The organism is Oliverpabstia sp. (genome assembly GCF_022785585.1).
Classification (GTDB): domain Bacteria; phylum Bacillota; class Clostridia; order Lachnospirales; family Lachnospiraceae; genus Oliverpabstia; species Oliverpabstia intestinalis.
This window is the reverse complement of sequence record NZ_JALFPR010000168.1, coordinates 1-12,696: the sequence shown is the minus strand read 5'-3', so window position 1 is coordinate 12,696 and position 12,696 is coordinate 1. Positions and strand designations below refer to the sequence as shown.

Below are 12,696 nucleotides of genomic sequence, written 5' to 3'. Positions count from 1 at the left end.
GAATCTTTTCATAAGCCGCTTCCAGCGCTCTCTTTCCTCCGATCACCAGAACCGTCTTTCCGTAAGACTCTCAGACCGGTCCGATCTTTTCATAAATCTTATCGCCGATCGAATAACTCGGCAGATGCATCTCATAATTTTTCAGTTTCATGGTTGTTCTCCCTTCTTTTGGTTATAAAAATATTCTTCTTTACCCGAAATTTCCGGTAAAAAAGGCGTACAAACCCATCTGTGAGTTCGTACGCCTTTGTACTCCGTTCTATCTCATCTGTTTTCTGATTTTTTTCATTTCCAAACAGAAATTATAATCAGTATAACATGTATTTCAGGAACTGTGAATGTTTATTTTGCCTCTACCACACAGCTTCCAGCCGCAACGCCGTCCGCTTTCACCGTAATCTTCGTCTCTCCTGCCTCTTTGCTCTTCAGGATCACGATCGCAGTTCCGCGATACAGATGGCATTTGGTATCTGTGATCTGGTCTTCCGTGCATGGATTGCCGCTTCCCACTGCCAGGAAAGTTCCCACACCGTCTGTCTCTACCTGAATCTCCCGTTCATCCTGTGTCAGGCGGTTTCCGTCTGCATCTTTCAGCGTCACGCGAACATAACTCAGGTCTTTGCCGTCTGCCACAAAACTCTCCTCTTCCGGAACCAGTTCCAGTACCGCTGCCTCTTTCGGTGTTACCAGTGTACTTCTGCTGATCTTAGCTCCGTCTTTATAGACAACTCCTTCCAAAATTCCCGGTTCATAAGGAATGTCCATGGAAGCCATCAGTTTCTCGATTGGTTTTCTTCCCAGGCTCTTTCCGTTCAGAACGAATTCCGCCTCATCTCCTGCTCCGTATACATCCACTTTCACCGGTCTTCCAAGCCATTCATCCGCAAAACACCAGCAGTCATTGACATCATACCAATGCCAGTCTGTTCCCCGGAAGTTCTCTCCGAAGTGTTTCGGATGCGTGGTGTAAATACCGGACTTCTTCGTATTTCCCCACATGATTTCACGGTACACCGACTGCGGACGCTGTTCTCCGGTCAGGTCAATATCCGACTGCCAGGATGTTCTCCACGGGTATGGTGCCATAAAATTAAAGTTCTCATGTGCATTTTCCCAGTATACCTTACCGACACCGACTTCACCCATATAATCCACAGCTGCCCAGATGCAGTCACCGATCACATACGGCAGTTCCTCTACTTTTTTCCAGTAATCGTAAGTGGTAAATGAATGTGTCTCCGTTCCGATCATCACACGTTCCGGGAACAGTTCATGGCTCTCCTCATAAACATCTCTCAGATAGTTATATCCCACAATATCCAGCGGTTTACAGTAATTTTCTGTTGCCTTATTCCACACCGAATTATCCTGCATCAAGTTCAGGTCAAAGTTGGTTCCGGCGCTGTCATCCTCATCATCTTCCACTTCCGGCTCCGGAAATACGCCGCAGATTGCAGAAGTCACAAAACGGGTGCTGTCAAATTCGCGGACTTTTGCAGCCAGTTTTCTCGACCACTCTGCTCCGTCGTTTCCACCATCACGCTCTGTGATCTCATTTCCGATCGAGTATGTGATCACACACGGGTGATTCCGGTCACGGCGTACCATGTATTCGATATCTCTCGCCCACCACTCTTCAAAATAAAGATGATAGTCCAACGGCATCTTGCCAAGCCGCCATACATCAAATGCCTCATCCATCAGAAGCATACCGACGCGGTCACATACCTTTAACATCGCCATGGACGGCGGATAATGACTGATGCGGACGGTATTGTAGCCGGCTTTTTTCAGAATCTGAATCTTTCTCTCTTCCGCTTTCGGGTATGCGCACGCACCAAGGAATCCGTTATCGTGATGGATACAGCCGCCCTTCAGATTCATCTTCTTTCCATTCAGCCGGAATCCGTTGACCGCATCCACTTCAATCTTTCGGATACCAAAAGTATCTTCCGCCTGATCCGTAACTTCTCCGTCTTTGCTGACGGTAATACGGTAGGTATACAGATACGGATGCTCCAGCTCCCAAAGCGAAGGATTTTCCACAGTCACCTGTACATTCTCCTTCTGTTTTCCACATACCTGCATGGTTTTCTCCACTTTTCCGACAACTTTTCCACCGGCGTCCAGGATTTCACACCGATAGTCCACGGTCTCTTCGATATCGGTTCCGGTGATCACGGCATCTACATTTACCACCGCTTCTTTTTCACCGATTTCCGGTGTGGTCACGAACACATTCCACGGCTCCACACAAATCGGACCTCCCACCCACAGGCATACATCACGGTAAAGTCCGCCGCCACTGTACCAACGGGTTGACGGCTGTCTGCTCTGGGTGATCAGTTTCAGTTTATTTTTCTTCCCATCAAAACGAAGCGCCGGTGTCAGATCCACCTGGAACGGAATATAGCCGTTTGGATGCATCGCAAGCAATGTCGTATTCAACAGCACTTCCAGATTCATGTACGCCCCGTCGATATCCAGAATGACCTTCTTTCCTTCCCACTCTTTCGGGATATCCAGCGTCTTCTTATACACACCTTCCCCGTTTCCGAAATATCCGTTTGCCGGTCCACCCGGTGCATCTGCACTTCTCGGTTTTCCCACGATAAAATCATGCGGCAGATCCACCTTCTGACTCGGCGGTGTGGCAAATACGAAGCTCATGCTCTCATCACTCTCATAAAAATCCCAGTTTTTGTCTAACCCAATACGTTGCATAATTTTATCCTCCTGTTCTTTTTTCACCCATATATTCATAACTGCCTGATTTTTTGCAGTTATGCTCCTTTTTTCATTTCACAGATGTAAATCTTCACTGTTTTTATTATATTCCGTTTCCAGATTTCCGGCAATGAAATCTCTGTTTTTCAAAAAAGACGCATGGAAAATATTTTTCTTCTTTTCCACACGTCTTATTGTTCTTATATTTCTTATTCGTTTTTCTCTCTCACGCAAATTCCGCCATAATATCCGCCACATGCTCCATCTTTTCACACCGCCATGCGTTTTCCCCGCAAAACAGCAGTGCATCATCCGTCTCACCCTTTGCTGCATGCACCAGCGCTCTGGTGATACAGTATGGTGTGTTCGCCGGATTACAGGTAGCGATACACTGATAGCATTTTTTAATTGACTCTCGCCTGCTTTCTTTTTCCTCCAAAAACCGGTTTCGTATCGCCCGTCCCGGCATTCCTACCGGGCTGTCCACGATCACAATATCTTCTTTCTTTGCATGCAGATAGGTCTGTTTATACGCCTCGGAGGCATCGCATTCCCAGGTTGTCACAAACCGGGTTCCCATCTGTACGCCGTCGGCTCCCAGTTCCATTGCATGAAGCATATCTTCTCTGGTAAAGATCCCTCCTGCCACAACCACCGGAATCTCTTTTCCATACTTGTCCGCATATTTTTTCACTTCGGCAAGAATTCCCCTGATCTCCTGATCATAGGTTACCGGGGTAAATTCCTCCAGCTGCTTTCTGGAAAATCCAAGATGTCCTCCGGCTTTCGGCCCTTCGATCACCACAAGATCCGGCATCCGCTGGTAATGATGATCCCAAAAGCGGCAGATCACTCTCGCCGCCTTCACCGTGGATACGATCGGTGCAATCTTCGTCTTGCTTCCCGCAACCAGTTTTGGCAGTTCCATGGGAAGTCCTGCACCGGAAATAATCAGGTCAATCCCGGCTTTCACAGCTGCTTTTACATACTCCGCATACTGCTTCGTTGCCACCATGATATTCACACCCAGGATCCCGCCCTTGGCAATCTCTCTGGCTTTTTGGATCTCTTCTCCGATCACCCGCAGATTGGTTTTGATGGGATTTTTTTCAAACTCCGGATCCCGATACCCGATCTGTGCCGTGGAAATCACTCCTACACCGCCGCAGGCTGCCACACTTCCCGCCAGCCCGGAAAGACTGATTCCGACACCCATACCTCCCTGGATCACAGGAATCCTGGCTGTAAGTTCTCCTATTTTCAATGTTTTCATCTTTTCTCCTACATCCGACGAAATCTTTCGTACCGTTCTTCCACAATCTGTTCTCTCGTCTTCTGACAACTTTTCCGCAAAAACCCATCCAGATCTTCTCTGATCTCTTCTGCAATCTCCGGAAGATTCTCCTCATTCGCCGGTTCCGGTTCCCGAATCACTTTTTCAATAATCTGCAATTTTTTCAGATCTTTCGCCGTGATCTTCATCACCTCAGAAGCCTCTTTCGCCCGTTTTCCATCTTTCCACAGAATCGAGGCAAACCCCTCCGGTGACAGAATGGAATATGTTGCATTTTCCATCATCCAGACTTCATCCGTCACTGCCAGTCCCAGCGCACCACCACTGCCGCCTTCTCCGATCAGAATGCTGACCATTGGTGTCTGGATTCCGGACATCTCCAGCAGATTTCTGGCGATGGCTTCTCCCTGTCCCCGTTCTTCTGCCTCGATGCCGCAGGCCGCTCCCGGTGTATCCACAAAGGTAACTACCGGCCGACCGAATTTTTCTGCCTGCTTCATCAGACGAAGCGCTTTCCGATAGCCTTCCGGAGACGCCATACCGAAGTTTCGGTAAATGTTTTCCTTTACATTCTTTCCCTTCTGCTGCCCGATCACCGTCACCGGCTGTCCGCCAAACATGGCAATTCCGCCGATCACCGCTCCGTCATCCCGAAACGACCGGTCACCGTGAAGTTCCAGAAAATCATCAAAGACCTGCTGCACATAGGAAAGTGTTGTAGGACGTTCCTTACTCCTTGAGATTTCCACCCGTTCCCACGCAGTCAGTTCTTTTTTATCGCATCCCGCTGCTTTTCCACGACTGTTCCTGATTTCCGGCAGGTTTTCCACATTTTGCGTATCTCCATAGTGGATATATTGCAACGCATCCTGATGAATATTCAAAAGTTTCCACACAGTCTCTTTTAATTCCTGCCGTTCAACCACACCATCGATGATTCCCTTTTCCACCAGGAATTCTGCCCTCTGAAATCCCTCCGGCAGTTTCTGTCCGATGGTCTGCGCGATCACTCTCGGTCCTGCAAATCCGATCAGTGCCCCCGGTTCTGCCAGGATCACATCTCCAAGCATCGCAAAACTTGCCGTCACCCCGCCGGTGGTCGGATCGGTCAGTACAGGAAGATAAAAAAGACCTGCTTCACTGTGTTTCCGGATCGCCGCAGAGGTTTTTGCCATCTGCATCAGAGATACGATTCCCTCCTGCATTCTGGCACCACCGGAACTGGTAAACAGTACCACCGGCAGTTTTTCTTCCGTCGCCCGTTCAAAAGCTCTCGTAATTTTTTCACCTACGACATACCCCATGCTTCCCATCAGGAAACGGGCATCGCAGACACCAAGTACTGTCTCCAGACCATTCACCATGCATTTTCCCACAGTAACTGCTTCATGAAGTTTTGTCTTCTCCTGCAGATCTGCAATCTTTTCTTCATATCCCGGATATTCCAGCGGATTTTCCGTTTCCAGATCGGTAAACCACTCCTGAAATGTTCCCGTGTCTGCAACCATGCGGATCCTAGTTCTGGTTCCGATCCGGAAATATCCCTCGCACTTCGGGCATACATATCCATGTGCTTTTACATCATCCCGATATACTACTTCTCCGCATTTCGGACACTTAAGCCACAATCCTTCCGGTGCCGATGGCTCTTTTTTTTCCTGATTCCTGTCTTCTCTGTCCCGGAACAGAACTGCCGTCTTTTTAAACATATGTTTTAATTTCGCCATAGTTAAAACCTCCTGTCTGCCCGGACAGGTTTTCTGTCCTACAGATTAAAATGCATCGGGATAAAATCCGTTGTGATCTCTCCCGCCTGAAAATCCTCATTATCTAATATCTCATACTGAAAATCCACGTTGGTTGTCACACCATCTATGATCAGTTCTCCCAGCGTACTGCGCATCTTATCGATGGCCTCCTGTCTGGTTCTTCCATGCACAATTACTTTCGCTATCATAGAATCATAAAATGGCGGAATCTCATACCCGTTATAGGCTGCCGTATCGATCCGTACACCATTTCCACCAGGCAGATGGATTGCTTCGATGACTCCCGGACACGGCCGAAAATGATGAGCAGGATCCTCTGCATTGATCCTGCATTCCATCGCATGTCCCTGCAGGTGAATATCTTCCTGTTTTACTGAGAGTGGTTCCCCTGCTGCCACCCGGATCATCTCTTTCATCAGATCCACGCCGGAAACCATTTCTGTCACCGGATGTTCCACCTGGATCCGTGTATTCATTTCCATAAAATAAAAATTTTTTTCCTTATCCAGTAAAAATTCAATGGTACCGGCACTTTCGTAATGTACAGCCTTTGCTGCACGCACTGCCGCATCACCCATCCGTCTGCGAAGTTCCGGTGTCAGTGCCACACTGGGAGATTCTTCGATCATCTTCTGATGATTTCTCTGGATCGAACAGTCCCGTTCTCCGAACTGCACAACATTTCCAAACTTATCTGCCATGATCTGAAACTCTATATGTCTCGGTTCCTGCACATATTTTTCGATATACATGGTGTTATCTCCGAATCCACGTACTGACTCTAACTGGGCTACCTGAAAGTTCTCCTCAAAGTCGTCCGGTCCAAAGGCAATCCGCATCCCTTTTCCACCGCCTCCGGAAGATGCCTTGATCATCACCGGGTATCCTATGTCTTCTGCCATAGCTGCTCCCCGTTTTGCGTCATAGACCGGTTCTTTTGTTCCCGGAACCACCGGAACACCGGCTTCTATCATTGTCAACCTTGCCTGCGATTTATTTCCCATCTTGTCCATCATCTCCGCAGTCGGTCCGATGAACGTAATATTACATTTTTCACACATTTCCACAAACCGGCTGTTCTCTGACAAAAAACCAAATCCAGGATGTATCGCATCCGCTTTTGTTGCGATACATGCACTCAGAATCTGCTCCATATTCAGATAACTGTCTGTCGCCGCTGCCGGTCCGATACAAACAGCCTCATCTGCCAGCTGGGTATGCAGTGCTTCCCGGTCTGCCTCCGAATAAACTGCTACCGTAGCGATTCCCATCTCTCTGCAGGCACGGATGATCCGCACTGCGATCTCTCCTCTGTTTGCAATCAATATTTTCCGAAACATGTTTGTTCTCCTATCCAATGGCTACCGTAAGTTCTGCCGTTGCTGCCACTTTTCCATCTACCGTAGCTGTTGCTTTTGCAATCGCAACCGGTCCCTTCTGTTTGATCAGTTCCGTCTCCAGCATCAAAACATCCCCCGGAACCACCTTTTTCTTAAATCGACAGTTGTTAATCCCACCAAAATAAGCAGTCTTTCCTTTGAACTTCTCACAGCTTAAGATACATACCGCACCCACCTGCGCCAGTGCCTCAATGATCAGCACTCCCGGCATCACCGGCTCCTGTGGAAAGTGTCCACGGAAATAATACTCATCATATGTCACACATTTTTTTCCTGCTGCCCGTACCCCCGGTACCAGTTCTTCTATGGTATCCACCAGAAGAAACGGATGCCGGTGTGGGATAATATCCATGATTTCTTTTGTTGTTAACACTGACATAAACTCTGTTACCTCCTGCACACAAACATATGGTTTTCATGTATTTTCATTCATTACCCGATAACAAATAAAGGCTGTCCATACTCTGCCATCTGTCCGTTCTCAATCAGAATCTCTTTTACCACTCCGTCGTACTCACTCTCAATCTCATTCATCAGCTTCATCGCCTCGATGATTCCCAGAGTCTGTCCCTTTTTCACTGTATCACCCACGCTGACAAATGCTTCCGCATCCGGTGCCGAAGCCGCATAAAAGGTTCCCACCAGAGGAGCCTTTACTGTCTTTCCTTCCGGCTGGCATTCCTCCTGCTGCTCCTGTTTCCCATTAAAACTGCCAGAACCGGCCGATACTGTATCTGCGTTTCCTGCCACTGCAGGCATCACCTGCATCCCGGTCTGCTCCACGACCACCTGTTTTTCCTTTCCCATGGAGATCTTCAGATCGCCGTCTTTCATGGTAAAAGAAGTCAATTCTGACTCGGAAACCGTTTTTATCAATGTCAGAAGATTTTCAAATTCCATTTTTTACTCTCCCCACTTTTTCACAAGAATGCTCGCGTTATGTCCACCGAATCCCAGCGAATTCGAAAGTGCATATTCCAGATCTTCTTCCACACCGTCACCTGCCACATAATTCAAGTCCATTTCCTCGTCCGGTGTCGTATATCCCGCCGTTGCATGAATAAATCTGTCCTGAATCTCTTTCACGCAGGTAATAAATTCCACAGCCCCTGCAGCGCCCAGCAAATGGCCTACCATAGACTTGGTAGAATTCACCTTCATCTCGTACGCATGCTCTCCGAACAGTTTTTTGATTGCTCTCGTCTCGAACAGATCATTGTGATGTGTCGCAGTTCCATGTGCATTGATATACATCAGTTCCTCTTTTTTCACTCCCGCTTCTTCCAGTGCCAGTTCCATCGCTTTCGCAGCCCCGGAACCGTCCTCTGCCGGCGAAGTAATATGATACGCATCACTGGTTGCACCATATCCGACAACCTCCGCAAGAATCTTCGCGCCACGCTGTTTCGCATGCTCCAATTCTTCCAGAACAACCACTCCGGATCCCTCTCCCATGACAAATCCACTTCTGTTTTTGTCAAATGGAAGTGAACACTTCTCCGGATCGTCTACCGTAGAAAGTGCTGTCAACGCGGTAAAACCTGCCACACCGACCGGGCAGATACTTGCTTCCGTACCGCCCGCCAGCATCACATCCGCATCTCCACATTGGATACTGCGATATGCCTCTCCGATGGAATGTGTTCCCGTTGCACACGCGGTTACCACATTCAGACTTTTTCCTTTCAGTCCCAGTTGAATCGAAACATTCCCTGCTGCCATGTTGGAGATCATCAGTGGAACCAGAAGTGGATTTACTCTGGAAGGTCCTTTCTCCGCAATTTTATGACATGCCGTCTCTGCTGCCTGCAGACTTCCGATTCCCGATCCGATGGAACATCCCACGCGAAACGGATCTTCTTTTTCCATATCCAGTCCCGCCTGTTCAAACGCCTCTTTTGCTGCAGCCACCGCATACTGGCAGAACAACTCCATTCTCTTTGCTGCCTTAAAGTCCATATAGTCTTTCCCTGCAAAGTCTTTCACTTCCGCAGCAATATGTACTTTATAATCCGTCGTATCAAACCGGGTAATCTCACCAAATCCCAGTGTCTTTTTCTTAACATTTTCCCAGAACGTATCCACACCGATCCCAATCGGTGTCACAGCACCCATTCCGGTCACCACAACTCGTCTCATAGTCTCTCCTTTCTTTACATCGCCATACCGCCATCTACACAGATAACCTGTCCGGTAATATAATCTGCTTTTTCAGACGCAAGAAATGCCACCGTATTGGCAATATCCTGTGTCTCTCCGAATCTTCCCAGTGGAATCTGTGCTACTGCTGCCTCTTTCACCTGACTTGAAAGTACTTCTGTCATCTCCGTATGAACAAATCCCGGGGCTACCGCATTGACCGTAATGCCTCTGCTTGCCAGTTCCCTCGCCACCGTCTTTGTAAGTCCGATAATTCCTGCCTTCGATGCTGCATAATTTGCCTGTCCTGCATTTCCCAACACACCGGACACTGATGCAATGTTGATGATTTTCCCACTTTTCTGTTTCAGGAAATACCGCGACAGATGGCGGATCGTATGAAAACATCCCTTCAGGTTGGTTTCCACGACCGCATCAAACTCTTCTTCACTCATTCGCAGGATCAGATTATCTCTGGTAATTCCCGCATTATTTACCAGCACATCTACATGCCCGTAACTTTTTATCAGCTCCTTTGCCATTGCTTCTGTCTGCTGATAATCCGCCACATCACACTGATAAAGAACGCCGTCGCCACCATTTTTTCGGATTTCTTCCAGCACATTCTTTGCCCTCGCTTCCGATCCGCAGTAATTGACAACTACAAACATTCCTTCTTTTGCCAAAGTGAGACTGATCTGTCTTCCTATCCCCCGACTTGCTCCTGTCACCAGTGCTACTTTTTTCTCCATCGCTGCTCCTTTCACCGAAAGTTCATTTTTCATATTTCCTGTAAACTTTGATTATTTGTACCTGTTCAGCAGGTAACTGTGAGGGTACTGAACAGTTACTTACTGTTTTTCACCCAACATCTTTACAACCGCGTCCAGATCTTCTACTTTTTCAATGTGTAATCCAGTTACATTTTTATTGATTTTCTTCAAAAATCCCGTCAGTGTTCTTCCCGGTCCGATCTCGATAAACGTATCCACACCATCCGCAATCATCCGTTCCACACTCTGCTGCCACTTCACAGAAGAATACACCTGTCTGCCAAGCAGTTCCTTGATCTCAGAAGGCTCTGTCACATATTCTGCTGTCACATTTGTGACATACGGTGTGGAAAATGCTCTCAGTTCCACCTGCTCCAACACTTTTCCAAGTTTCTCCCCGGCTTCTTTTAACATTGCTGAGTGAAACGGCCCGCTGACATTTAACGGGATACATCTTCGCGCCCCCGCCTCTTTCAGCTTCTCAGCCGCCACTGCCACTGCACCTTCCTCTCCGGTAATCACAATCTGTCCCGGACAGTTATAATTGGCTACCGAAACGATGCCTTCCGTCTCGTCGCAGATTTTCGCAATCTTTTCTCCGTCCATTCCAAGAACTGCACACATAGCACCACCTGTAGGCACTGCTTCCTGCATCAGGATGCCTCTCTGTCTTACTACACGGAACACATCCTCCAAAGACATGGCTCCTGCAGTCAGAATCGCTCCATACTCTCCAAGGCTTAACCCGGCAGCTACATCTGCCTTCACACCCTTTTCCTGTAAAGCTGCCAGAATTGCCGCTTCCGTCGTTAACATGGCAATCTGCGTATATTCTGTAATATCAATCTGCTCATTTTTTTCAAAACAAAGTCCCGGAAGGTTCAATCCGGTCACTTCTGACGCAATTGTATACACCTTCCTGGATACAGAAATCTGTTCGTAAAACTCCTTACCCATTCCCACATACTGCGCGCCCTGTCCCGGAAAAACAAATGCCAGTTTACCCATGAATGTCTCCTTCTATAATTTGATTTTCAAAGTATTTATTTAAATTTTTGTGGCGACAAAATCAGATTCCCATACCTGTTATTTCTATCGCCACTTTTTATTTTTCTTATTTTATGATACCAGGGTTCCAAGATATACAAAGCAAAATGCCATCACCGAAAGTAATTTACTCAAGCAACGAGTCAAAGGCCGTGTTCGCACGGAACTTTGATGAGTGCCACGATAACGATACTTTCCTGTTTTTCATTTTAGCAATGCAACAATTTCTCAGCTTCAGTCATAATTTCCTGCAGAATCTCCTTACAGCTCTGTCTCTTACTCACCAGACCTGCAATCTGCCCTGCCATCACTGTACCGTTTAAAATGTCCCCGTCCATAACTGCTTTCCGAAGAGAACCAAGTGTCATCCGTTCCAGTTCCTCAAACGGTACACCTTCCTGTTCCTTTTTGATATATTCCTTCGTCATCTGATTTCTCAGACACCGAACCGGATGTCCTGTACTCTGACCGGTTACTACAGAATCAATATCTTTTGCTTTCACGATTCTGTCTTTATAGTTATCATGAACAATCGATTCGTCTGCCACTACAAAACGGGTTCCCATCTGCACTCCCTCTGCTCCGAGCATAAAAGAAGCAGCAACACCGCGTCCGTCTCCAATTCCACCTGCAGCAATTACCGGAATATTTACCGCATCCACAATCTGTGGAATTAACGCCATCGTTGTCTGATTTCCAATGTGACCTCCGGCTTCCATGCCCTCTGCTACTACCGCATCCGCACCATATCGTTCCATTCTCTTTGCCATAGCTACTGATGCAACAACCGGAATCACCTTAACACCAGCTTCCTTCCACATCGGCATATATTTCTCCGGATTTCCGGCACCTGTGGTGACCGCCTGAATTCCTTCTTCTACTACGATTTTTGCCACTTCATCAGCATTCGGGTTCAGAAGCATAATATTTACACCAAATGGTTTATCAGTCAGTTCTTTTGCCTTTCTGATCTCTTCCCTCACAATTTCCGGAGGTGCACTTGCCGCACCGATCAGACCAAATCCGCCTGCCTCAGATACTGCCGCCGCCAGATGATGTTCTGCCACCCAGGCCATACCCCCCTGAATAATCGGATACTCAATCTGTAAAAGTTCTGTTACTTTCGTCTTCATCTGCTTCTGTCTCCTTCCCTGCTTTCAGAAAAGGTGTGGATTATGCCTCCACACCTTTATTCTTCAGATATTCCATAACTGCTCCAACTGTTGTCAGTTCAGCCAGTTCTTCAGACGGGATCTCAACTTCATATTTTTCTTCCAGTGCCATCACCAGTTCAAACAGATCCAGAGAATCTGCACCCAGGTCATCCTTAAATGAAGTTGTTTCTGTAATACTGCTCTCCTCACAGTTTAACTGTTCTGCGATCATCTCTTTCATTTCTTCTAACATCGTTATTCTCCTTTACACATGTTTCTTATTATCAATAATTTTAGTTTCCAATGTTTTGACTTTCAAAGTATAATACACAAACAGTGTTTTGTCAATGAATTCTTTTTTGATTTTCAAAGTATTTTTAACGATTATTTTTT

Annotated in this window: 11 protein-coding genes; all 11 read right to left on the bottom strand. The window is 47.1% G+C overall.

The window, feature by feature from the left end; all coding sequences use genetic code 11:
• Window positions 1-342: 342 nt before the first annotated feature.
• The 11 genes from MSA64_RS11515 to acpP all read right to left on the bottom strand — a co-directional run bounded on the left by MSA64_RS11515 (window position 343) and on the right by acpP (window position 12,556).
• Window positions 343-2,724, bottom strand: a complete 2,382-nt coding sequence (locus MSA64_RS11515; protein ID WP_287891681.1) for a glycoside hydrolase family 2 protein — start codon at window positions 2,722-2,724, stop codon at window positions 343-345.
• A gap of 229 nt (window positions 2,725-2,953) precedes the next feature.
• Window positions 2,954-4,000 (bottom strand): NAD(P)H-dependent flavin oxidoreductase, encoded by a 1,047-nt coding sequence (locus tag MSA64_RS11510; protein WP_277663456.1) that lies wholly within the window; start codon window positions 3,998-4,000, stop codon window positions 2,954-2,956.
• 8 nt (window positions 4,001-4,008) lie between these two features.
• Window positions 4,009-5,748 (bottom strand): acetyl-CoA carboxylase carboxyltransferase subunit alpha, encoded by a 1,740-nt coding sequence (locus MSA64_RS11505; protein WP_277663455.1) that lies wholly within the window; start codon window positions 5,746-5,748, stop codon window positions 4,009-4,011.
• 38 nt (window positions 5,749-5,786) lie between these two features.
• Window positions 5,787-7,130 (bottom strand): acetyl-CoA carboxylase biotin carboxylase subunit, encoded by a 1,344-nt coding sequence (locus MSA64_RS11500; protein WP_106491112.1) that lies wholly within the window; start codon window positions 7,128-7,130, stop codon window positions 5,787-5,789.
• A 10-nt stretch (window positions 7,131-7,140) separates the two neighbouring features.
• Window positions 7,141-7,569, bottom strand: coding sequence for a 3-hydroxyacyl-ACP dehydratase FabZ (gene fabZ / locus MSA64_RS11495; protein ID WP_154431067.1), 429 nt, complete (start codon window positions 7,567-7,569; stop codon window positions 7,141-7,143).
• A 53-nt stretch (window positions 7,570-7,622) separates the two neighbouring features.
• Window positions 7,623-8,090: an acetyl-CoA carboxylase biotin carboxyl carrier protein gene (gene accB / locus MSA64_RS11490; protein ID WP_022171320.1), complete on the bottom strand. Its 468-nt coding sequence runs from the start codon at window positions 8,088-8,090 to the stop codon at window positions 7,623-7,625.
• 3 nt (window positions 8,091-8,093) lie between these two features.
• Complete coding sequence (fabF, locus tag MSA64_RS11485) at window positions 8,094-9,329, bottom strand: beta-ketoacyl-ACP synthase II (RefSeq protein ID WP_106491111.1); 1,236 nt, start codon at window positions 9,327-9,329, stop codon at window positions 8,094-8,096.
• Window positions 9,330-9,343: 14 nt separating this feature from the next.
• Window positions 9,344-10,114, bottom strand: coding sequence for a 3-oxoacyl-[acyl-carrier-protein] reductase (gene fabG / locus MSA64_RS11480; protein WP_227338496.1), 771 nt, complete (start codon window positions 10,112-10,114; stop codon window positions 9,344-9,346).
• Window positions 10,115-10,180: 66 nt separating this feature from the next.
• Complete coding sequence (gene fabD, locus MSA64_RS11475; RefSeq protein WP_118576313.1) at window positions 10,181-11,110, bottom strand: ACP S-malonyltransferase; 930 nt, start codon at window positions 11,108-11,110, stop codon at window positions 10,181-10,183.
• 248 nt (window positions 11,111-11,358) lie between these two features.
• Window positions 11,359-12,282, bottom strand: coding sequence for an enoyl-[acyl-carrier-protein] reductase FabK (gene fabK / locus MSA64_RS11470; RefSeq protein ID WP_022171316.1), 924 nt, complete (start codon window positions 12,280-12,282; stop codon window positions 11,359-11,361).
• A 40-nt stretch (window positions 12,283-12,322) separates the two neighbouring features.
• Complete coding sequence (gene acpP / locus MSA64_RS11465; RefSeq protein ID WP_022171315.1) at window positions 12,323-12,556, bottom strand: acyl carrier protein; 234 nt, start codon at window positions 12,554-12,556, stop codon at window positions 12,323-12,325.
• Window positions 12,557-12,696 lie beyond the last annotated feature (140 nt).

What these genes read in the sequence shown, in the direction of transcription:
- fabZ (WP_154431067.1), bottom strand. Translation starts at nt 7,569, where the DNA reads ATGTCAGTGTTAACAACAAAAGAAATCATGGATATTATCCCACACCGG.
- MSA64_RS11505 (WP_277663455.1), bottom strand. Translation starts at nt 5,748, where the DNA reads ATGGCGAAATTAAAACATATGTTTAAAAAGACGGCAGTTCTGTTCCGG.
- fabG (WP_227338496.1), bottom strand. Translation starts at nt 10,114, where the DNA reads ATGAAAAATGAACTTTCGGTGAAAGGAGCAGCGATGGAGAAAAAAGTA.
- MSA64_RS11515 (WP_287891681.1), bottom strand. Translation starts at nt 2,724, where the DNA reads ATGCAACGTATTGGGTTAGACAAAAACTGGGATTTTTATGAGAGTGAT.
- fabF (WP_106491111.1), bottom strand. Translation starts at nt 9,329, where the DNA reads ATGAGACGAGTTGTGGTGACCGGAATGGGTGCTGTGACACCGATTGGG.
- MSA64_RS11500 (WP_106491112.1), bottom strand. Translation starts at nt 7,130, where the DNA reads ATGTTTCGGAAAATATTGATTGCAAACAGAGGAGAGATCGCAGTGCGG.
- acpP (WP_022171315.1), bottom strand. Translation starts at nt 12,556, where the DNA reads ATGTTAGAAGAAATGAAAGAGATGATCGCAGAACAGTTAAACTGTGAG.
- fabK (WP_022171316.1), bottom strand. Translation starts at nt 12,282, where the DNA reads ATGAAGACGAAAGTAACAGAACTTTTACAGATTGAGTATCCGATTATT.
- accB (WP_022171320.1), bottom strand. Translation starts at nt 8,090, where the DNA reads ATGGAATTTGAAAATCTTCTGACATTGATAAAAACGGTTTCCGAGTCA.
- fabD (WP_118576313.1), bottom strand. Translation starts at nt 11,110, where the DNA reads ATGGGTAAACTGGCATTTGTTTTTCCGGGACAGGGCGCGCAGTATGTG.
- MSA64_RS11510 (WP_277663456.1), bottom strand. Translation starts at nt 4,000, where the DNA reads ATGAAAACATTGAAAATAGGAGAACTTACAGCCAGGATTCCTGTGATC.